20 protein-coding genes are annotated in these 21,302 nt (G+C 35.2%); 16 read left to right on the top strand and 4 right to left on the bottom strand.

Annotation, left to right across the window (positions count from 1 at the left end; all coding sequences use genetic code 11):
- The 11 genes from ACO5GE_RS02985 to ACO5GE_RS02935 all read left to right on the top strand — a co-directional run.
- On the top strand, positions 1–886 hold an 886-nt coding region (locus ACO5GE_RS02985; protein WP_484829442.1), incomplete at its 5' end, for an S-layer homology domain-containing protein.
- Between the two features lie 770 nt (positions 887–1,656).
- A complete protein-coding gene (locus tag ACO5GE_RS02980; RefSeq protein WP_484829441.1) occupies positions 1,657–2,412 on the top strand; it encodes a YwaF family protein in 756 nt (251 codons plus the stop codon).
- Between the two features lie 62 nt (positions 2,413–2,474).
- A complete protein-coding gene (locus ACO5GE_RS02975; protein ID WP_484829440.1) occupies positions 2,475–3,509 on the top strand; it encodes a permease in 1,035 nt (344 codons plus the stop codon).
- Between the two features lie 37 nt (positions 3,510–3,546).
- Positions 3,547–4,482, top strand: a complete 936-nt coding sequence (locus tag ACO5GE_RS02970) for a TIGR03943 family putative permease subunit (RefSeq protein ID WP_484829439.1) — start codon at positions 3,547–3,549, stop codon at positions 4,480–4,482.
- A 376-nt stretch (positions 4,483–4,858) separates the two neighbouring features.
- Entirely contained in the window at positions 4,859–5,767 is a 909-nt protein-coding gene (cysK, locus tag ACO5GE_RS02965; RefSeq protein ID WP_484829438.1) for a cysteine synthase A, read from the top strand.
- Between the two features lie 46 nt (positions 5,768–5,813).
- Positions 5,814–6,350 (top strand): serine O-acetyltransferase EpsC, encoded by a 537-nt coding sequence (gene epsC, locus ACO5GE_RS02960; protein ID WP_484829446.1) that lies wholly within the window; start codon positions 5,814–5,816, stop codon positions 6,348–6,350.
- A gap of 240 nt (positions 6,351–6,590) precedes the next feature.
- Positions 6,591–7,904, top strand: coding sequence for a ribosome biogenesis GTPase Der (gene der, locus ACO5GE_RS02955; protein ID WP_484829437.1), 1,314 nt, complete (start codon positions 6,591–6,593; stop codon positions 7,902–7,904).
- 3 nt (positions 7,905–7,907) lie between these two features.
- Positions 7,908–8,522 carry a glycerol-3-phosphate 1-O-acyltransferase PlsY gene (gene plsY / locus ACO5GE_RS02950; RefSeq protein ID WP_484829436.1) on the top strand — a complete coding sequence of 205 codons (615 nt, stop codon included), beginning with the start codon at positions 7,908–7,910 and terminating at the stop codon, positions 8,520–8,522.
- A 197-nt stretch (positions 8,523–8,719) separates the two neighbouring features.
- Positions 8,720–9,727, top strand: coding sequence for an NAD(P)H-dependent glycerol-3-phosphate dehydrogenase (locus ACO5GE_RS02945; protein WP_484829435.1), 1,008 nt, complete (start codon positions 8,720–8,722; stop codon positions 9,725–9,727).
- A 690-nt stretch (positions 9,728–10,417) separates the two neighbouring features.
- Complete coding sequence (locus ACO5GE_RS02940) at positions 10,418–10,903, top strand: PaaI family thioesterase (protein ID WP_484829434.1); 486 nt, start codon at positions 10,418–10,420, stop codon at positions 10,901–10,903.
- Between the two features lie 42 nt (positions 10,904–10,945).
- Positions 10,946–11,224, top strand: coding sequence for a hypothetical protein (locus tag ACO5GE_RS02935; protein ID WP_484829433.1), 279 nt, complete (start codon positions 10,946–10,948; stop codon positions 11,222–11,224).
- 301 nt (positions 11,225–11,525) lie between these two features.
- On the opposite strand, the gene ACO5GE_RS02930 is transcribed toward ACO5GE_RS02935, so the two are convergent.
- The 4 genes from ACO5GE_RS02930 to ACO5GE_RS02915 form a co-directional block, all read right to left on the bottom strand.
- The gene (locus ACO5GE_RS02930) at positions 11,526–11,903 is read right to left on the bottom strand and encodes a hypothetical protein (RefSeq protein WP_484829432.1); all 378 of its coding nucleotides are present in this window, start codon (positions 11,901–11,903) and stop codon (positions 11,526–11,528) included.
- 12 nt (positions 11,904–11,915) lie between these two features.
- Positions 11,916–12,290 (bottom strand): hypothetical protein, encoded by a 375-nt coding sequence (locus ACO5GE_RS02925; RefSeq protein WP_484829431.1) that lies wholly within the window; start codon positions 12,288–12,290, stop codon positions 11,916–11,918.
- A 46-nt stretch (positions 12,291–12,336) separates the two neighbouring features.
- Positions 12,337–12,609 (bottom strand): hypothetical protein, encoded by a 273-nt coding sequence (locus ACO5GE_RS02920; protein ID WP_484829430.1) that lies wholly within the window; start codon positions 12,607–12,609, stop codon positions 12,337–12,339.
- Positions 12,610–12,713: 104 nt separating this feature from the next.
- On the bottom strand, positions 12,714–12,980 hold the full coding sequence (locus ACO5GE_RS02915; protein WP_484829429.1) for a hypothetical protein: 267 nt from the start codon (positions 12,978–12,980) through the stop codon (positions 12,714–12,716).
- Positions 12,981–13,324: 344 nt separating this feature from the next.
- Here ACO5GE_RS02915 and clpB point away from each other — a divergent pair, with 344 nt between their 5' ends.
- The 5 genes from clpB to ACO5GE_RS02890 all read left to right on the top strand — a co-directional run bounded on the left by clpB (position 13,325) and on the right by ACO5GE_RS02890 (position 21,249).
- Positions 13,325–15,904 carry an ATP-dependent chaperone ClpB gene (gene clpB / locus ACO5GE_RS02910; RefSeq protein WP_484829428.1) on the top strand — a complete coding sequence of 860 codons (2,580 nt, stop codon included), beginning with the start codon at positions 13,325–13,327 and terminating at the stop codon, positions 15,902–15,904.
- Positions 15,905–16,622: 718 nt separating this feature from the next.
- Complete coding sequence (locus tag ACO5GE_RS02905; protein WP_484829427.1) at positions 16,623–17,987, top strand: copper amine oxidase N-terminal domain-containing protein; 1,365 nt, start codon at positions 16,623–16,625, stop codon at positions 17,985–17,987.
- Positions 17,988–18,550: 563 nt separating this feature from the next.
- On the top strand, positions 18,551–19,606 hold the full coding sequence (potA, locus tag ACO5GE_RS02900) for a spermidine/putrescine ABC transporter ATP-binding protein (RefSeq protein ID WP_484829426.1): 1,056 nt from the start codon (positions 18,551–18,553) through the stop codon (positions 19,604–19,606).
- On the top strand, positions 19,607–20,452 hold the full coding sequence (locus tag ACO5GE_RS02895) for an ABC transporter permease (RefSeq protein WP_484829425.1): 846 nt from the start codon (positions 19,607–19,609) through the stop codon (positions 20,450–20,452).
- Complete coding sequence (locus ACO5GE_RS02890; protein ID WP_484829424.1) at positions 20,446–21,249, top strand: ABC transporter permease; 804 nt, start codon at positions 20,446–20,448, stop codon at positions 21,247–21,249. Before ACO5GE_RS02895 ends, ACO5GE_RS02890 begins: the two co-directional genes overlap by 7 nt.
- Positions 21,250–21,302 lie beyond the last annotated feature (53 nt).

Below are 21,302 nucleotides of genomic sequence, written 5' to 3'. Positions count from 1 at the left end.
TGGCACAACACCTGGAACAACACCGGGAACTAGTCCTGGAACAACACCAGGAACTACACCAGGAACGACTCCAGGCACGACACCGGGAACAACACCGGGTACTACACCAGGAACTACTCCAGGAGCAATATCTGTAACAATACCTGTAACACCAAGTACTCCTGGTAGACCAGTTACACCGGTTACACCGTTGAAACCTAGTGAAACAAAACTGAATATGGCGGATCATTATGCATATATGGTAGGATATCCTGACGGAACATTCCGAGCAGACAGACAAATGACAAGAGCAGAGGTAACAATGATGTTTGCGAGACTGTTGAAAGACAGACCTTTGGGTAGACCGTTTATGTTAAGTAGATATAGTGATGTAGCAGAATATAATTGGTATTCTTATGCAGTTGACTATATGAGTGAGCAAGGCATTGTATCCGGTTATCCTGATGGAACATTCAGACCGAATGAACCGATTACAAGAGCAGAATTTGCGTCAATAGCAGCAAGATTCGATAAATTGACTAGTGTAGGCAACAGTATGTTTACAGATGTAAGTGATGATCACTGGGCGGCAAAAGTAATTGCTCGAGCAGAGAAAAAAGGATGGGTAAGTGGTTATCCTGATGGAACATTCAAACCTAATCAAAATATTACCAGAGCGGAAGTGGTATCTGCGACAAACAGAATTTTAAATAGATATGCAGATATTGAATTTGTAAAGGCTCATAAATTGGAATTAGCACCGATGACAGATATTGAAGAAACACATTGGGGTTATTCAGCTATTGCAGAAGCAATGAATGGGCACGAATATATTAGATTAGACGATGGAAAAACAGAAAAATGGGAAAGATTAAATGGAAAATCATTTGAATTTCCAACACCATAGTTTATAAAATATTCTAAATAAATTTTGAATCGGTAAGTTTGTTCTTTTAGCATCCTTTATCGATGAAATAAAAGTTTTCTAATATCAGATTGATGATAAGGAACGAATCAACAAATTAAGAAAAGATGAAAGAGAAGTAACAATGATCAATATTAACAGGTAAATGAATCTGTTGAGTTGATAAGATTGTTACTTCTTTTTTATTTGTTACGTTTAAGAAAAATAAAATAGTATCAATTCTGACTTAATAGAGAAGTATCATGACAAATAATAACTTCTTCTCGTATTGTTACAACTATGAGTCTATAAAAGTGAATCATTTTTATCGTAATTGTTCTATTTTGAAGAATAAGAAGTAGAATAAAAAGTAGAATAATAAAATCAGAGAACTATAACTATGACAGGAATGCAATTTGTGAGCTTATTTTGACTCAAGTGATATGCAAAACACAAAGAAAGTTGATTTCATTGTATACTTTTTGACTTAGAGTTGAGCTTATGAGTGTTAATAGATTTTGCAAAAACAGGTATTATGCCTCAGGATTTTATAGATTCCTTAATAATATGAAAAATTAAATTCCCCAAAAGATGAAAATGTTTTATTGTATAACATCAGACGAAAAATGATTTTTTTTTTGAATATTCAAGATAGAAATTGATATAAAACGATATCGACTGAATAAAATTATTCTTTCATACTAAAATTCCACAATTCTTGTTTATACTTAGTAAATATGATAGGAAAATTTTGAGAAAAAAGGAGTTTTTTTATGTTGCGCCATATCATCGATGTTTTATATTTTTCTGGAGGAGAATTCCATACTTTTTCAACGTCGCATTTTGTTGTGTTGGGAATAATAGCATTTGTAGTAATATTGTTATTATTATCAAAAAAGGTTGGTTTTTCAGACAAAAACAATATTTTGAGGTATTCGTTTATTGTTTTATTAATGCTACAACAATTCATGTTGTATAGTTGGTATCTGTTTAACCAGCAATTCAGTATTCATGATTCATTACCTCTCTATCCATGTCGAATTTGGCAAATTGTAGCACTACTACTATTAGTGACGAAGAAAGATTATTTTTTCAGTATCAGTTATTTGATGGGGATTCCTTGCGCTATGATTGCGTTATTGGGACCTGATGTAGGTGGAGTTGGATTTCCTAATGTGATGTTTACCCAGTTTTTTATCGGACATGGTCTTTTACTTATCGTTCCAACATATATGTATGTTTGTCATGGTAAGTCATTAAATGATAAGTCTTTCTTGGTTGCTCTTAAAATGTTTGTATACTATGTCATAACTGTAAAGATTGTGAATAGAATTTTGGATGCAAACTATGGATATGTTAATTATCCACCATATCAAAATGAATTTTTTGCAAAAATAGCACCGGTATATCCGTTTGTTTATATCGCATTTTCACTATTATTATTGATTGGGTGGTATAAATTCTCAGTTAGAAATAATGAAGAAGCAACTTCAAGTGTGAGAGAGATTTTAGGTTCGATTCGATCCTAATTTTTTGGAGTGTCTTTTTCGTCATTTGAGTATTTAAAAAATTTTGGAAGAAGGAATATAGTTTGAATGATTTTGGTATCATTTTTTTAAGTATATTGTTTGAGGCGTTGCCGTTTGTTTTAATTGGAACAGTTGCATCAGCTTTGATTGAATTGTTTGTCAGTGAACAATGGGTACGTAGTCACTTACCTAAAAATGAATGGATTGCTTACTTCGTTGCAGGAGGAATGGGACTATTCGTTCCAATTTGTGAGTGTGCAATTGTTCCCGTAATGCGAAGATTAGTCAAAAAAGGGATTCCGGTAGGTGTGGCAATTACCTTTATGTTATCCGTACCAATCTTAAATCCGATTGTGTTGCTTTCTACGAGATATGCATTTATCAATCAGCCGGAGATGATGTGGTATCGAGGACTATTCGGTTATGTAGGAGCTGTCATGATTGGAATTCTTGTGTCGACTTTCATTACAAAGAACGATTTGGTGGAAGAAACTCATCATCACGGATTTTCCTGTGGTTGTGGACACTATCATGACGAAGAACTGTATAAAGGACATCAACATAGTTGTGAGGATGGATACGACGGTATTTTGCAAGATATCCAAGGGGATCTTATCATTGAAGTTGAGCATTGTTGCAATCATGAACATTCTCATGTTGAAGGCAGGAAATCAAGTTTGTCTGTTTCTATGATATTCAAGAGTGTATTGAGTCATACAGTTACAGAATTCTATGAGGTAGGTAAGTTTTTGATCATCGGTGCAAGCATTTCTGCCCTGATGCAGGTTGCTTTGCCAAAAATATATTGGATGCAGCTAAGCGGTAATCCTATTGTTTCTATTTTAGTTCTTATGGGATTGGCATTTTTGTTATCTTTGTGTTCAGAGGCAGATGCGTTTATTGCTGCAAGTTTGAGAGGACAGTTCGGTGGAAGTGCTCTGTTAGCATTTTTGATTTTTGGACCTATGATTGATATCAAGAATACATTGATGTTGGCAACTGTCTTTCAAAAAAAAGCGTTGTTTCGCTTAATTTTGACGATTTTCTCAATATGTTTTATTCTTTCTATACTTGCCGAATATATTATTTTTGTGTAAGTAAAGGAAGAGATGTTTTTAGGAAGAAGGAGATTTTTTGAAAAAAATAAATCGAAATGAATTTATTTGGATGCTGATTTTGTTAGCATTGTTTATCGGTTTGGCAAGATTGTTATTGACAGGCGAGATTTTGTTCTTTTTACATCCTAAGATGATAAAATTTGTAATTCTTGCAGAAGTAATTTTGTTCGCTATGATTGTATTTCAAAAAAGTAGAATCTATAGAGAAACTTCTACAGATGAAAATGCAAAAAAAATTCAAATGGGACATTTTATCTTTTTGTTACCAATAACTATTATGATGATGAGACCAACTTATCTCAATTCAGAAGCAATTGCTAATAAAGGATTGAATTTGGGACAGTTTCCTATTGCTTCTAATCAGTTTAAAAACGTTGATTTGAAGCAAAATCCCTTTGAACAGACGGCTGGAGATTCAGGAACCACAACAACTGTGTCTGATGTAGAAAATGAGGCAAATAACGGGTTGAACGTGCCACAGACTGCCAGTTCGTCTGAACAGTTTGAAAATGTGAATTTGAATCAAAAATCTTCTGAGCAGACGGCTGAAGAGTTAGGAATCACAACCACGCCTGAGTCTGTTGTAGGAAGTGAGACCAGTCAGGATAATTTTTTACCTTTGTTAGATGAGATATATACTTATCCGGCATCAAACGGAAAAGAATATACTTTGGAAGGATATGTTTTAACAGATCATATTTATGGAAAAGATAGGTTTTTGGTTGGACAACTGGTTGTGAGTTGTTGTATTGCAGATGCCACAACAGAAGGTGTCCTTTGTGAACTGGAGAATTGCCCACGATTTGAGAGTAATCAATGGGTTCGAGTTACAGGTGTCATTGAACCTTTAAACGAGATGTTTCCTGAGGAGTACAATATTCCGGATTTTAAAATGAGGGTTACTAAAATTGAAAAGATAGCACCTCATGAATCTCCGTATGCGTACTATTAGATGACCTTTCCTTGACAAGAGTCTGAGTTGATAATATGAGTCATATTTTCAGTAAGAAAGAGAAGTAATTCAAAAAAATGTTTTGTAACTTTGTTTTTGGGTATCTTTATAAATGAAATAATTAAGAAAAGAAAAGGGTGATCATGCTATGTGTTGTAGTTCTCATTGTAAAATAATAACATATGTAAATACAATGGCATAGCTATGACTTTCAGAGACTCTTTTTTTGAAATAAATATAGAAATATAATTTTTGAGCAAGTTATATCAATTTATAGAGTTGTCATAAAAGTTAGGTGTTTGCCTAACTTTTTTCTATGCCAAAAAAAGAAAATTGAAATTAAGAAATAATATTTAAAACAAAGGAGAAGATAGAGATGATTTTTCAAACAATAGTTGATACGATAGGAAACACACCGATAGTAAAAGTTCATGGTTTTGAAGAAGAGAACCGTGCAGAAGTATATGCAAAATTAGAATTTTTCAATCCGGGAGGTTCAGCAAAAGATCGTATTGGAAAAATGATGCTTTTGGAGATGGAAAAACGTGGTGATTTGAAACCGGGAGCAACAATTGTTGAACCGACAAGCGGGAACACCGGAATCGGATTAGCAATGGTTGCTGCTGCAAGGGGATATAAAGCTGTTTTTGTAATGCCGGAAACGATGAGCAATGAACGTAAGCTATTACTTAAGGCTTTTGGAGCAGAGTTAGTATTGACACCGGGTGCAAAGGGAATGAAAGGTTCGATTGAAGAAGCAGAGCGTTTGGAGAGAGAAGAAGGATATGTTATGATGAAGCAGTTTGACAATCCTGATAATGTGAAAGCACATGTAGAAGGAACTGCACTTGAAATCTTGAAGGATTTACCGGATTTGGACGCTTTTGTTGCAGGAGTTGGAACTGGAGGAACTCTGACGGGAAATGCCAAGGTACTAAAAGAACACAATAAGGATATTTTGGTTTGTGCAGTAGAGCCTGCTACTTCTGCCGTATTGTCCAAAGAACCGGCAGGACCACACAAAATACAAGGAATTGGAGCAGGTTTTATCCCATCTGTTATGGATATGAGTTTAGTAAATCGTATTTTGAAAGTAGAAGATGAAGAAGCATATCAATTTGCAGTGGAGGTTGCAAAAACACAAGGTCTTTTGCTTGGAGTTTCAGGAGGAGCAGCATTGTCAGGTGCACTTAAGATAGCAAAAGAACTTGGACCTGGGAAAAAAGTATTGTTCATTGCACCGGATAACGGAGAGAGATATCTTTCAACAGGATTGTATGAATAGGTAGGTAAAAATGGATAATGTAAATAGAAGAGTAGAGGTAGATAGGATGTCATTTTTTAGTCAATGGACTGATATGTTAAGAACATATCGAGAAAAAGATCCGGCATCCAAAGGGGCATTTAGTATTTTAATCAATACCCCGGGGATACATGCCATTTTTGCACATCGTATTGCACATTTTTTGTATGAGCAAAAATTATATTTTTTTGCAAGACTGATTTCGCAAGTTTCTCGTTTCTTTACAGGAATAGAGATTCATCCTGGAGCAAAAATTGGAAAACGACTATTTATTGATCATGGAATGAGTATTGTCATCGGAGAAACTGCTGAAATTGGAGATGATGTCACACTGTTTCATGAGGTAACATTGGGAGGAACAGGTAAGGATAAGGGAAAAAGACATCCGACGATAGGAAATAATGTCTTTTTGTCAGCAGGAGTTAAGGTACTTGGGCCGGTCTTTATCGGCGATAATACCAAAGTAGGAGCAAATGCAGTCGTATTACACGATTTACCTGCGAATGCAACGGCGGTTGGAATACCTGCAAAGGTCGTAAAACTGAATGGTGTAAGAGTATCTTAGGAGAACACAGAAATAAGAGGGATAAAAGAGTTGATTGCAGGTAGGACATATCTTGCAATCAACTTTTTTGTGTGGTTCCAATATGAAATGGCAACAGATATTGTTGAGTATGCTTGCATAAAATTTGAGGGTTGAGGATAAAAATGACTGAATTTCAGACAGACATCTATATTGTATGGTATAATGGGTGAAGATAAATTGTAAAATTTTGATGATACAAAAAAGTTAGGAGAGGATACAATGCGACCTATCGTTGCGATTGTAGGAAGACCAAATGTTGGTAAATCCACATTATTTAATAAACTAGTAGGAAGTCGTGTAGCGATTGTAGAAGATACGCCCGGAGTGACTCGGGATAGAATTTATGGAGAGGCGGAATGGCTGACCAATTATTTTACGGTAATTGATACCGGTGGGATCGATCACGATTCAGATGATATTATTCCATCACAAATGAGAAGACAAGCAGAATTGGCAATGGATACAGCAGATGTTATTTTGTTTGTCGTGAACGGACGTGACGGTGTAACACCACAAGATCGTGAGATTGCAGAACAATTGAGAAGAACAAAAAAACCGATTGTTCTTGCTGTAAACAAGGTGGATAATAAGAATTTACCTGATTATTTCTATGATTTTTATGAATTGGGAGTAGGAGAACCTTTTGCCATTTCCGCATCAGTAGGGCTTGGAATCGGTGACTTGTTGGATGTTGTAGCAGAAAATTTCCCGAAAGATTCTGATATGCAAGAGGATAAAGATGTGATTAAGGTGGCAATTGTCGGAAAACCGAATGCCGGAAAATCTTCCATCATCAATCGAATTTTGGGTGAAGATAGGGTAATTGTAAGCCCGATAGCAGGAACGACAAGGGATGCAATAGACACTTATTTTCATGTGAAGGATCAGGAATATTTATTTATAGATACTGCCGGAATTCGTAAAAAGAGTAAAATTGATGAAAATATCGAGAAATATTCTGTTATTCGTTCTTTTGCAGCAGTGGAAAGAGCAGATGTTGTATTGATTATTATTGATGCTAATACAGGAATTTCAGAGCAGGACAGCAAGATTGCAGGGTTAGCACACAATGCCGGAAAATCAACTGTTATCGTAGTAAACAAGTGGGATTTGATTGAAAAGGATAACAAGAGTATTCAAACTTACACTGAGTCTATTCGTCAAGAACTTCCATTTATGTCTTACGCACCGATTATCTTTATTTCTACAACTACCGGACAACGATTTGGAAAGATTATCGAGAGTATTAACTCTGTCTATCAAGAAGCGCAAAAACGTGTTCCGACAGGATTGCTTAATGATGTGATTGGCGAGGCTGTTGTCATGAATCAACCACCTTCCGATAAAGGAAGACGCTTAAAAATTTACTATACAACTCAAGTGAGTGTGCAACCCCCTACCTTTACCATTTTTATCAATGATAGAGAATTATTCCATTTTTCTTACCAAAGATATTTAGAAAATCAAATTCGTGAAAATTTCGGTTTTGAAGGGTCTCCCGTTATATTTTTGAAACGAGAAAAGAGGAATTAAAAAATGGTAGCTGTAGAAGTTTATGATGTCAAATATATTATATTGCTAATAGCAGGTGCATATCTGTTAGGAAATATCTCTCCATCTTATTTGTTGGCGAAAAAAAAGAAGAATGTTGATATTCGTGAGGTAGGCTCTGGAAATGCAGGAACTACAAATACACTTCGCTTCATGGGCAAAAAAGCAGCATTGTTTGTTTTTTTAGTGGATTTTTTCAAAGGAATATTTGCATCTTACATCGGTTATCGATTAGGTGGTTTGGATATGGGGTATCTATGCGGACTTTCTGTCGTTATAGGACATGTCTTTCCGATACTATTGAAGTTTAAAGGTGGTAAAGGAGTAGCCACCACAATAGGTGCAATGATTATTTTGGAACCGATTATGGTGTTGGTTTCAGTGGCAATAGCAGTTTTGGTGATTGCAAAATCCCGATATGTCAGCCTAGGTGCCATGATAGGAATCATGATGTTTCCGGCACAGATGTTATTCTATGGTGAAACCGGAATTGCAATGCTTATTTCTTCGTTGTTGTGGTTCTTCATTCTATACACACATCGTAGTAATATTAAGAGATTGATGCGTGGCGAAGAACGAAAATTAGGAGAGAAATGTTAATATGTCTAGTAGAGGAATTCAACTCATGGCAAACAGTTTTGAAGTCATTATTGATGTTGTAAGATTGATGATGTATATGTATATCATAGCTTGTTGCCAAAAATATTTAAGAAAACCGTAAAAATAAGGTATCAAAGATATAGGTGCAAGGTGAAGTTTTAAGGTTAGGAAGTGCCTATATGAGATAGGAGGAACAAATGGATAAAATTTGTGTCATTGGGGCCGGAAGTTGGGGAACTGCAGTTGCATGTACCCTATCTAAAAATGGACACGAGACCGTTCTTTTTATGAGACGAAAAGAACAGTATGACGATATCAAGCGAACAGGAAAGAATTTAAGATATTTTCCTGAATTGGAATTGCCGAGCACCCTTCAATTTAGCAATGATTTGAAAACTGCTTTAGAAGGTGTTAACATTGTGATTTTGGCAGTATCTTCACAAGGAAACTTGAATGTTATCAAAGAACTTAGAGAATGGTTACCGTCTGATGTGATTGTAGTCAATATTTCAAAAGGGCTGGATAGAGAGCAGGGACTGAGTTGTTCTCAAATGATGGCAGAATATCTTCCTAACAATCCGTTTGCTGTACTTACCGGACCGTCGCATGCAGAAGAAGTCATGATTCAGATGCCGACAGCATTGGTGTGTGCATCAAAAAATCTTGAAGTTGCGAAACACATTCAAGAGTTGGTATCAAACGATACAATGAGGGTGTATGTCATTGAAGATGTTATTGGAGCAGAGCTTGGTGGAGCATTGAAAAATATCATCGCATTTGGAATCGGAATTGTAGATGGATTGGGATATGGAGATAATACCAAAGCAGCGATTATGACACGTGGAATTGCTGAAATGACTCGTTTCGGTGTCAGTATGGGAGCTAAAGTTGAGACGTTCTCAGGATTGGCAGGGATTGGTGATTTGATTGTAACCTGTACTTCCATGCACTCTCGAAACAGACGTGCAGGGATTTTAGTTGGAAAAGGAATGTCGTTGGAACAAGTCCAATCAGAAATTAATATGGTGGTAGAAGGAATTGTAGCAACAAGAGTGATTGGTGAAATGTCAAAAAAAATGGGAATCGATATGCCGATTACACACGCAATCTACCATGTGTTGTTTGAAAACGGCGCTGTTCAAGATGCTGTCGTTCAGTTGATGGGAAGAGAGAAAAAACACGAAGTAGAAGCATATCATTTATAAACTGTTGAGGATTTCAAAACAAAAAATCATGGAATCAAGCGTCTCAAAAAAGTCAAATTCTTCAGAGTTTGGCTTTTTTATGTGATATTTGGTTAAATATCACTAATATTGCAGTTCAAAGAAGTGCTAAGTTAATGAATATCATTGAGTTGTAATATGAAATCTAATGAAATGGTGGAACGAATTCAGTCGTTACAAGAATACTTTTCATTATGGTACAGATTGATTTATCGATACTTCTACAGATTGTGTTCATCACATTTCAAGTGGTTTAAAACTATCTAGTCAGGATATCATAAAATCATTCTTCAGAGTATTAGGATTCATTTCATTTTTGTAAATAATGTGATAGTCCTTGATGTTTTAGATGAAATATGATAAATTTGGAGGATAATTTGGAGTTTTGGAAGAAAGAGTTTGTGTCAATTATGGTGTGCAAAAATAATCTGAAAAAGATTGTATTGGAATATTGATTGACATAAAATGAAGGACAAATAGTCATAAGATATCAAATAATAAAAACTGTTGTTTTCAAGATTTCAGATTGGAGTACATAACTTATTTTTACCAAAAAATAGAGTGATGGAAAACTGAAATAAGAACTGTGTCAGAAGGACATAGAAACTGTAAGAAGTACGATTGCAAAGTATGGTGTTAGGTAACAAATGACGTATGAGGAGGACAAGAGTAATGAGTACAGAAGATAAAAAGATAGCGATTCAAGATACTTATGGAGAAAGATTTCAACATTGTTGGGGATGTGGACCGAAAAATGAAACAGGTCTACATTTACATTCCTATCCGAGCGAAGACGGAGAGACTTGTGTTTGTCAATTTGTACCGGATAAACAATATACAGGTGGAGTTCCCAATAATCTTTATGGTGGAATGATTGCAATGGCATTTGATTGCCATGGAACTGCATCTGCTGCTTGGTTTGGTCATAGAAACAAAGGACTTACTTTGACAGAAGATACTGTAATCGGTCGTTATATTACAGGAAGAATTGAAATTGATTTCAAAAAACCGGTACCAATGGATAAAGTGGTTATGATAACATCTAAAGTGGAGGAAATCGGAGAAAGAAAAATTATTGTCAGTATGGAGATGGAATCTGACGGAATCATTCGTGCAAAGGCAAAGATGATTGCTGTAGGCGTAAAAGATGATATGTAAACTTATGTGATAGGAAGATAGTTCAAAAAGGACTATAATGTAATGTTTTTGATAAAGGTTGGTTTGGAGTACTTTTCGTATCAATGTATGAAAGGTACTCTTTTTTGTGATAATTTGATGTTTTTTGTCATAGCAGAAATGATGATGACGGGGATAATAGAAGTAAAGATAAGCATAAAAGCAAAAATAATGATAATGACAAGGATAGTGATAAAAGCAAGGGTAATAGCTTACCTTTTGAACAAAAAATTTATATCACAACTTTTCGCAGTGAAAGTTGAAATGGAGTTGATAGAAAAAATTGATAGAACAATGACATAGCATAGAAAAGAGAACAGAAATTTGAGAGAGATATTTTTATCATATTCGCTTTTCAGAAATGTATTGTAGAGTCCTAATTTTAGAAGATGACAGAATTTAGGATATTTTTAAGTAGTTTGAACTTTGTATCCTCCGACTGCTCGTAACAGAATCTGTTATTCGAAGACAGCGCAATATTGTAGAATACAAAGTTCAACAGAAATTTCTAAATGCGGTGTTTCCATATTTTGTCGTTCCGGATGAATCATTTGTCGAACAAATCTCACAACATGTATGATTTCAAAGATATTGCCTTACCATATCAATCCTCTATTGTGAAGTTGATGTTAGCTTTCGGATTGTGCATATTGGGAAATCCGTATTGTTTTAAGCAGTTCATAATGGTTTGAATTGATGTGGCTATCGTATGTTTAGAGATGGGCAAAAAGCACACGATATAGACAATTCCATCTTTCTTTGCGGGATAAACAGTTCCACATTTTTCTGTACTGTTTATCAGTCGAAGGAGATAGACATCATAAGCGGTTTGAAGATAAAAATCAAACTCCCGGTTGGGAAAGATATCATCGGGAATTGTATGAACCGGAGCTACCACGCAATGATTTATTTGGAAACTGTTATCATCAAAATGTACCTTACAGTTATGCTTGCGTTTTTTTCTTTCTATCCATTCAATCATAGTTTTTTCACCTCACCTATCATAATTCGGTTTTTCTAATGGAATCGGATTGGGATTCAACAATATCCACAAGACAGCAAGCTCACAAAGTCGCTCTGTTATGTAATCCTCATTAGTACCTTTGGCGCGTATGTTTGATGTTAACTTTTTTGCCTCTTCCAACTCTTTTTCCGAAAGAGGCACGCCTGATGTAAAGTGTTTTAACAGTGCAAGGAGCATGTTACGGTAGTTTCTGTCCCAGTTGGCACCACCATTTCTGTATAATTCATCTTGTACTCGCCCTGTTATGCGAATCACTTCACCTTGGACAGTTTTTGCCGGACCTTTGGAGGGAATCAGCAAATTCCAAAGAGCTTCATATTGTTTATCCCAAGGAGCATCTTCCACGACAAAGGAGAAACTCCATCGTGAATTTGGCGTTTTGCAACCGGGGTTACACCGAATAATTGATATAGTTTGTTGAGCCCTGTTTCTGTTTCCAAAAGATATTGTTCATTAAAGTTTTCTCGATGAAATTCAAAATCTTCCCAATTCGTTTTGCCTTTTCTATCATATCAGGAGTGATTTTTGTGCCGGCATTCAATAGGATATCGGAAATTTCAGCTACTTGAGGAATATTACTATTGAAGCAACACGCAAGAGAAGCAGCAAGTGGTGTTCGTTTCCAATCATTTTCTGCATGAACATTTGCACCGTGTGTCACCAAAAACTAAACCGTTTTTGTATGAAAAAATTCTGATGCCGTATGCAAAGGAGTGTTACCATGTTTGTCCGGTTTTTGAATATCTCCGCCAAGTTCAAAAAGCAGTTCTACGATACACTTCCTATGGTAGATTGTACATATAACGGAGTACGACCATAATAATTCAGGGTATTGACATCCAACCCTTGGTCTACCAGCCAACGAACAAGCGAGGATGGAACACCGTAGTGATGTAGAGCAGTGTTCATACTGTAGCGACCATCATAGGCGTGAAGTTCACATTTCTCATAAACAGCCTTGAGTTGTTCCATATCACCATTTTCGATGAGTTCATTGAAATCGTTTACTAAAGTAATCCTTTTCTTTTTTGCCATAATGCACAACTTCCCTTCATAATAAGTGGTTAATATTGGTATTGATACTGTGATCGTTAGAAATAGTATATCATTTTATTAGCATTTTTCCTATGCCTTTACAATCTGAAAGCCCACCTATGTTTCTGTATTGCATCTCTTGTTAATCACATGGTTTTAAGATGCAGTTTTGTATCAAACATACATGGAATAGCAAGATATATTCATAGAATGAAAAGATTGAAATAGGATACTGTCGAAAAAATATAAAAAAATTTTTGTTAGCACTCTATTGCATTGAGTGCTAAAAAGAGTTATAATATAAGTGTGCTAAACAACAAATGAAAAGAAAGTAGGGTGATAATATGGATGCACAAAAATATACACAAAGAAGTTTACAAATGATTCAAGATGCTCAGAACATTGCAATTAAAAACGGAAACCCTGAGATAACAGATTTGCATTTACACAAGGCATTAGTAACGGATTCAGATAGTCTTATCGCAAGAGTGTTGCAAGAGATGAATGTTGATATAAATCAATATAGAATGACTGTGGAGAGGGAAGTTGATATGCTTCCGCAACAACAGGGAGCATCTCAAGTTTATCCGAATACAATATTTCAAAGAATTCTTTTGAAAGCTGAAGATGAGGCGAAAGCTCTTGGAGACAGTTATATTTCGGTAGAACATTTATATTTGTCTTTAATTTCGGAAAGAAAAATACCTTCTGAACAGATTATTCATCAATTTGGTATTACAGGAAAGAAGTTTTTAAGTGTTTTAAATGAAATCAGAGGAAGTAGAAAAGTTACATCTGATAATCCGGAAGAGACAGAAGATGTGCTTGAAAAATATGGTAAGGATTTAACTAAGGAAGCTCGTGAAGGAAAGAGCGATCCAATTATCGGAAGAGATGATGAAATCAGAAATGTCATCAGAATTTTAAGCCGAAGAAGTAAGAATAATCCTGTGTTAATCGGTGATCCCGGAGTTGGTAAAACTGCAATTGTAGAAGGTCTTGCTCAAAGAATTGTCAATGGTGATGTACCTGACGGTCTGAAAGATGTCATGATTTTTTCACTTGATATGGGACAACTGATTGCCGGTGCAAAATTTCGAGGGGAATTTGAAGAGAGATTAAAAGCAGTGGTCAAAGAAGTTCAGAAATCGGATGGGAAAATTATCATGTTTATCGATGAACTTCACTTGATTGTAGGTGCCGGAAAGACTGACGGTGCAATGGACGCTTCGAATTTAATGAAGCCTGCACTATCACGTGGTGAAATTAGAATGATTGGTGCTACCACTTTGAAGGAATATCGTGAGTATGTTGAAAAAGATGGTGCACTTGAAAGACGGTTCCAAAAAGTGATGGTTTCAGAACCAAGTGTTGAAGATACCGTTTCTATTTTAAGAGGTATCAAGGAAAAATATGAATTGCATCACAAGTTGAGAATCTCCGACAATGCCATCATTGCGTGCGCAACTTTGTCTGACAGATATATTACAGACAGATTCTTACCGGACAAGGCAATCGACTTAATGGATGAGGCTTCTGCAATGGTAAGAACAGAGCTTGATTCAATGCCTCAGGAACTGGATGATGACAGAAGAAGAATTCTACAATTGGAAATTGAAAAGGCTGCTTTGAAGAAAGAAACGGATGAAGGAAGTAAAAAGCGGTTGGAAGGCTTGGAAGAAGAATTAGCTAATCTAAATGAACGATATAATGAAGAGTTCATCAATTGGCAAAACAGCAAGAAGAGTTTGGAAAAGCAGACAGAAATAAAGAGTGAAATAGAGCTTGTGAAACATCAGATTGAAGATGCACAGAGAAATTATGACTATGAAAAAGCATCTGAATTAAGATATGGAAAATTGCAAGAATTAGAACATGAATTGCTTGAAAATGAAAGAAAAATGTCAGAAGAGGAAGATGCTGCAAGAGAAGAAGTGACTGAAGAACAGATTGCAGAAGTTGTGTCCAAGTGGACAGGAATTCCTGTTTCCAAGCTTGTCGAAACGGAAAGAGAGAAAATTTTACATCTTTCGGACATTCTTTCAAAGAGAGTGATTGGACAGAAAGAAGCAATTACTGCAGTTTCAGAAGCAATTATTCGTGCACGTTCGGGATTGAAGGACGAAAACAGACCGATTGGAAGCTTTATCTTCTTAGGCCCAACCGGTGTAGGAAAAACGGAACTGGCAAAAACGCTTACCGAATCAATGTTTGATGATGAAAGAAATATGATAAGAATCGATATGTCCGAATATATGGAAAAGTATTCGGTATCAAGATTGATTGGTTCTGCTCCCGGATATATCGGATATGAAGAAGGTGGACAGTTGACAGAAGCAGTTAGAAGAAAACCTTATTCAGTCGTGTTATTTGATGAAATTGAAAAGGCGCATCCGGATATATTCAATATCTTACTTCAAGTGTTGGACGACGGAAGATTGACAGACAATCAGGGAAGAACAGTTGACTTTAAGAATACCATCATTATTATGACTTCAAATCTAGGTTCTCAAGCAATTCTTGACGGAATTGGAGAAGACGGTATGTTAAAAGAATCTGTTAGAAAATCTGTAGAAGATAAACTTCATCAAACATTCAGACCTGAATTTTTGAATCGTATCGATGAGACGATCATATTTACACCACTTAACAAAGAAGAAGTATATCGTATTATCGATCTTCAAATTGCAAAACTTCAAGAAAAACTTGCTGATAGAAATATTGTGTTGCAATTAGATGAAAAGGCGAAAGATACAATATTGCAACAATCATACTCACCTCAATTCGGAGCGCGTCCCGTAAGACGTTTTATTCAGAAAAATCTTGAGACGGAACTTGCTAGAAAATTGATTGAAGGAAGTATCAGTGACAATGATGAAGTTTTGATTACAGGGAATGGGGAAAATCTTTCTTATGCGAAATAAATATGATACTACAACATATTGAAATGATACTAAAAAATATCGAACAAAAAGAGTTGGTAAAATTTAATGATAGGCTGGAATCGGTTATTGTTGTGTAATATGTGAAAGCCTTTTTATTCACTTACAGCGATTAAATCTACTGTGTTCTACTATGGACAAAATTCTATTCTAGGATTAGAATAGAACAAAGGAAATCATTCGTTACTGTATCAATTTGATAGGTAGTTGGTACAGTAACAGATTACTTTGTTTTGTGAACTGTGTTGAATTGAATCACTCACCTATAACTGATGACATATCTTTAGATTAAGTAGAAAAAGGAATCGTATGATGTGTTTTTCGAACAATTTTAGGGATTGTCAGTACATAAAAGGAAGGGGACTAATGAAAAGTGAAATCACTACTCAAAACAATCCTTTTGTAATAAAGTGTAAGAGTTGTGGAGCACCTTCTTAGTTTGACATCTTGAGACAAAACCACAGTTGACTTTTTTCCAGAACTGAGACAAGTACGAAAGAAGGTCTGGAAGAGAGATAAGTGGAAGAGTGTACATAAGGAAAATTTCCAAAGAGATGGAAGTTGCGGGTAATATTTTTTACCCTTGTAAGGGATGTGGAGCGCAGGTTTTGATAAAGGAAGAAACTCTAGTTGGTAATTGTTAATTTTCGGTGGAACCTTAGTGATGTAATATTGTTTTTTATGAAGGAGGGTGTAACTGATGAAAAAATCTACAACAATTATTTTATTAGGTGTTTTATTGGTTGGTGTGGTAGCTTCCTTTGCTTTATTCTCAAGAAAGAGTGATGCAATTGATATTTATATCAACAATAAAAAAGTCGCAACTAATGTGTCTGCAGAAATGAAAGACGGTATCGTGTTTGTACCTATTAGTGTTGTGGCAGAAAATATCGGTGTTTCTGTTACATGGGATGAAAAAACAGAGACATATTCTCTCAATGATGAGGGTATTATCATGACATTAAAAAAAGGGGATAATATAGTAAGATTTTATAATGAAGACATTAAAATAGAAGATTTTGAAATAGTTCCATCACCCTATTTCAAAGAGGGAACCATTATGATTCCTGAAAATGCGATATTTCCTCTCTTTGGAAAAGAAGTTTCTTCAGATGAAGATGGAAAATCAATCTATATCTCCGATAGATATTCTGAACCATTTGAATATGCAGTCAGAGAGGATGTTCCTGAAGAATATAAAAAACCTATCATCGAAAATATGAAATATATTCCGAGAATCAACGAATTATTTAACGACTATCAAAACAATATCACTATATTCACAAAAGAAGACGGATATGAGACTCGACAAATAGCAAGACTCAATGAAAGAATACCGGGAGATTATCTTCCTGTTTCAGTTCAAGATGATAGAAGACCTGATGGATTTTTTGCACTTTTTTATATAGAGAAAAATACGAAAAAGGTATACTACTCAAGTAGTGGCGGATCACATATTTTTTCACTTCCTGATTTGAAGGTGATTACCGTTGCAGACGATTTTACCGATTTACAAATGATAGATAACGGTACAGTTTTTGAAGATGATCTCTTTGCTATTGATGTGTTACGGTCATTGATGATGCAGAAGGGGAAGGTCCAAAAAGATGAACCGCTTTTCGTTAAGATACATACTACAGGCAATGATTCTATTGTTTCACTTTACAGAGGAACAGTTGGGAAAAGTAATGACCTTGTTGAGGATTTTATTGTTCAAGGAAGAGATATCATCATGAAATCTACAGGGGAAAAATTGTATTCTGATGATGAATATACCAATAGACCGGAAAAGCAAATTACTGAAAAAAATGCAGGAGAAGAACTCATAAGAATTTTAAAGGAAATCAAAAAAGAACCGAAAGGAGAATACACTATCACAGATGTGAAGTATTTAGATTCTACTTATGAAATTGATAAAAGGGAAGGCTATACATTGACAATTACCACATCGGAACAAGAGAAGCCTACGATTTACTTCATATCTGTAACAGGAAATATAGCGATGCAGTATGACGATAGAATCGGATACTACTATATTTATGGAGAGTATACACCGTTTGGATAAAAAAATAAGTTAATTGTAAAATCATAACTACCGTTTTACGAGGGTTATGATTTTTTTATTTTATTGGAAAGTTTATCAAAGTGGTTATTTATTTGTGATGATGTTTTCTTCTTTTTTTGAGATACAAATTTTTATGAAAAATAGGGAACGTAAAGAAAGGTGAAAAAAGAAGAAAAATGATTCGTTTGTTTCTCACTTTTTTGTAAAAAATCGAATCAAGACGAGTAAATATAAATTGTTTAAGAAAAATATTATTTTTTGAGACAAGGAAGAAAAACATCGTTCTTTTGTATAAAAATACCTTAATTTCTATTGACAATTATGTATTTATTCTTTACAATGAACACATCGAGTTTATCTATGGGAAACTTTAAGTTTACAATTTTCCTTCAGGACTCGTTTCTTTTTGAGAAAATAAAAAATTTTTATGGATGACAGAGCAAGATAGATAGAGGAACGAACTGACTGTATTTGAGAGAGGAATTTTCTTATTTGAGCTACATAAAGATTCTCTCCTTATTTATTCAGAAGTTTGGATGACATATATCGAAATGGGGGACGGTATGGAAAAGAACATTGTAGAATTGATTGGACTTAACAAAATATTTGAAGATGACGGGAAACAAGTGTTATATGATATCAATTTAGCGATTAAAGAGAAGGAGTTTGTAACCTTTTTAGGGCCTTCAGGTTGTGGAAAAACAACAACTCTTCGTATTATCGGTGGGTTTGATGAACAGACTTCAGGAGAATTGTATATTGACGGAAAAAATATGAAGGATGTTCCTGCTCATAAAAGACAAATCAATACAGTGTTTCAAAAATATGCGTTATTTCCTCACATGAATGTGTATGACAATATTGCCTTTGGATTAAAAATCAAGAAGGTATCGAAAGATGTCATTGACCAAAAAGTAAAAAAAATGTTGAAACTTGTAAATTTGGAAGGATTTGAAAAAAGAAATATCAAATCTCTCTCCGGAGGACAACAACAGAGAATCGCTATTGCTAGAGCATTGGTAAACGAACCGAAGGTATTGTTGTTGGATGAACCTTTAGGCGCTTTGGACTTGAAATTGAGAAAAGATATGCAATATGAATTGATTACCATGCAACAAGACCTTGGAATTACTTTTATTTATGTCACTCATGACCAGGAAGAAGCACTTACGATGTCAAATCGTATTGTGGTTATGAAAGAAGGTGTGATTCAACAGATAGGAACTCCGGAAGATATTTATAATGAACCGATTAACAGGTTTGTAGCAGATTTTATCGGAGAAAGTAATATTGTAGATGGAATTATGATAAAAGATTTCTTAGTTTCGATACAAGGTAAAGAGTTTGAGTGTGTAGACGGAGGATTTGAAGAGAATTTGCCAGTGGATGTCGTTATTCGACCGGAAGATATTGAAATTACACAAGCATCCAAAGGATTGATCAATGGGGAAGTGACGGATGTTGTGTTCAAGGGCGTTCATTATGAGATTATTGTAGTGGAAGAAAAAACGGAAAGAGAGTGGATGATTCAAACAATTCATAATGCTGAAGTAGGAGCGAAAGTCGGATTGGCGTTTGTATCTGAGGCAATTCACATTATGAGAAAGGAAGTGCAATAATTGAAAAACAGAAGAAGTGTTTTAGCATGGCCATATGTATTTTGGATTATTTTATTTACTATTCTTCCTTTGTTGATTATCGTACTATTTTCGTTTACTGAAAAGACGGAAATGGGCAGTATCAAAATGGTATTTACCTTAGAGAACTACCGTAAGTTTTTTCAACCGTTATACTTGAATGTTTTGAAACGTTCGGTGATACTTGCAGTTGTCAGCACAGTCATGTGCTTGATTGTGGGCTATCCAATGGCATACATTATGTCGAGAGCGCCACGAAAGAAACGAAATTTGATGGCGACTTTGTTTGTACTTCCATTATGGACAAATTTTCTACTTCGTACCTATGCGTGGATGGGATTGCTTCGTGAACAAGGTTTGATTAACGAATTTCTGAAAGCAATCGGACTGATTGAAAGACCTCTTCAATTGTTATATAACAACGGTGCGGTAGTAATGGGTATGGTTTATAACTTCTTACCATTTATGGTATTACCAATTTATTCCGTTTTGGTGAAGTTGGATGACAGTTTGCTTGAGGCAGCACAGGATTTAGGTGCAAATGATGTAAAAGTGTTTCGAAAGGTTATTTTTCCTCTCAGTTTACCGGGAGTGGCAACGGGAATTTACATGGTATTTATGCCTGCAGTATCCACTTTCGTATTATCGGATTTGTTGGGAGGTTCCCATACCATCTTACTTGGAAACTTGATTGAAAATCAGTTTAGAAATGCCAGAAATTGGCAGTTCGGTTCTGCAATCTCCGTCATCATGTTGTTGTTCATTGTTGTTACAATGGGATATTTTGCGAAAGATGGCGACCATGAAAGGGGGAATGGATTGTGGTAAATAAAAAAGCAAAACGTTGGTTTAAGACGATTTATGCTCTATTGATGTATACATTCCTATATCTTCCAATTGTGGTGATGATTGTATTTTCATTCAACAGCTCAAAATACAAAGGAAGTTTTGAAGGATTTACTCTACGTTGGTATGAAGAGCTGTTTCGGGATAAAGCGATTTTGAATTCTGTGACAACTACCTTTATCGTGGCAATTTCATCCGCAGTTTTGGCAACCTTGATCGGTACGGTTACAGCAGTTGCAATTTCAAATTTGAAGCCGAGATATAGAGCAATTTTGTTGAATTTCAGTTATATTCCAATGGTGAATCCTGATATTGTAATAGGAATTTCACTGTTGTCGCTATTTGTGTTTTTGAAGTTGGAACTGGGTTATATTACCTTGATTTTGGCACATATTACTTTTAATATTCCATATGTTATCTTTGCAGTATTGCCAAAGATTAAGCAGTTGGACAAAAACTTGGAAGAAGCTGCACTGGATTTGGGAGCAACGCCTTCACAAGCATTTTTTAAGGTGATTTTGCCTGAGTTGGTACCGGGAATTATGACAGGATTTATGTTATCACTGACCATGTCATTGGATGATTTTATTGTAAGTTTCTTTACCACAGGTTCCGGAGTATCGACTCTATCTATTAAAATTTATTCCATGACAAAACGTGGTGTCAGTCCAAAAATCAATGCGTTGTCATCTATTCTGTTTGTGGTAACAATGTTAATTGTTCTGCTTCCACAGTTAAAAAATTTGAGAAGTGAGAAGAAGACATCTATTACAATGTAAGATAAAAAAGTATCTTTTCAGGATGGTTTTTTGAAGAGACAAGGATATATTTT

Source organism: Filifactor sp. (assembly GCF_057248345.1).
The sequence above is the reverse complement of the archived record's forward strand: the minus strand, read 5'-3'. Positions and strand labels throughout refer to the sequence as shown.

What these genes read in the sequence shown, in the direction of transcription:
- ACO5GE_RS02980 (WP_484829441.1), top strand. Translation starts at nt 1,657, where the DNA reads ATGTTGCGCCATATCATCGATGTTTTATATTTTTCTGGAGGAGAATTC.
- cysK (WP_484829438.1), top strand. Translation starts at nt 4,859, where the DNA reads ATGATTTTTCAAACAATAGTTGATACGATAGGAAACACACCGATAGTA.
- epsC (WP_484829446.1), top strand. Translation starts at nt 5,814, where the DNA reads ATGTCATTTTTTAGTCAATGGACTGATATGTTAAGAACATATCGAGAA.
- der (WP_484829437.1), top strand. Translation starts at nt 6,591, where the DNA reads ATGCGACCTATCGTTGCGATTGTAGGAAGACCAAATGTTGGTAAATCC.
- plsY (WP_484829436.1), top strand. Translation starts at nt 7,908, where the DNA reads ATGGTAGCTGTAGAAGTTTATGATGTCAAATATATTATATTGCTAATA.
- ACO5GE_RS02945 (WP_484829435.1), top strand. Translation starts at nt 8,720, where the DNA reads ATGGATAAAATTTGTGTCATTGGGGCCGGAAGTTGGGGAACTGCAGTT.
- ACO5GE_RS02940 (WP_484829434.1), top strand. Translation starts at nt 10,418, where the DNA reads ATGAGTACAGAAGATAAAAAGATAGCGATTCAAGATACTTATGGAGAA.
- ACO5GE_RS02935 (WP_484829433.1), top strand. Translation starts at nt 10,946, where the DNA reads ATGTTTTTGATAAAGGTTGGTTTGGAGTACTTTTCGTATCAATGTATG.
- ACO5GE_RS02930 (WP_484829432.1), bottom strand. Translation starts at nt 11,903, where the DNA reads ATGATTGAATGGATAGAAAGAAAAAAACGCAAGCATAACTGTAAGGTA.
- ACO5GE_RS02915 (WP_484829429.1), bottom strand. Translation starts at nt 12,980, where the DNA reads ATGGCAAAAAAGAAAAGGATTACTTTAGTAAACGATTTCAATGAACTC.
- clpB (WP_484829428.1), top strand. Translation starts at nt 13,325, where the DNA reads ATGGATGCACAAAAATATACACAAAGAAGTTTACAAATGATTCAAGAT.
- ACO5GE_RS02905 (WP_484829427.1), top strand. Translation starts at nt 16,623, where the DNA reads ATGAAAAAATCTACAACAATTATTTTATTAGGTGTTTTATTGGTTGGT.
- potA (WP_484829426.1), top strand. Translation starts at nt 18,551, where the DNA reads ATGGAAAAGAACATTGTAGAATTGATTGGACTTAACAAAATATTTGAA.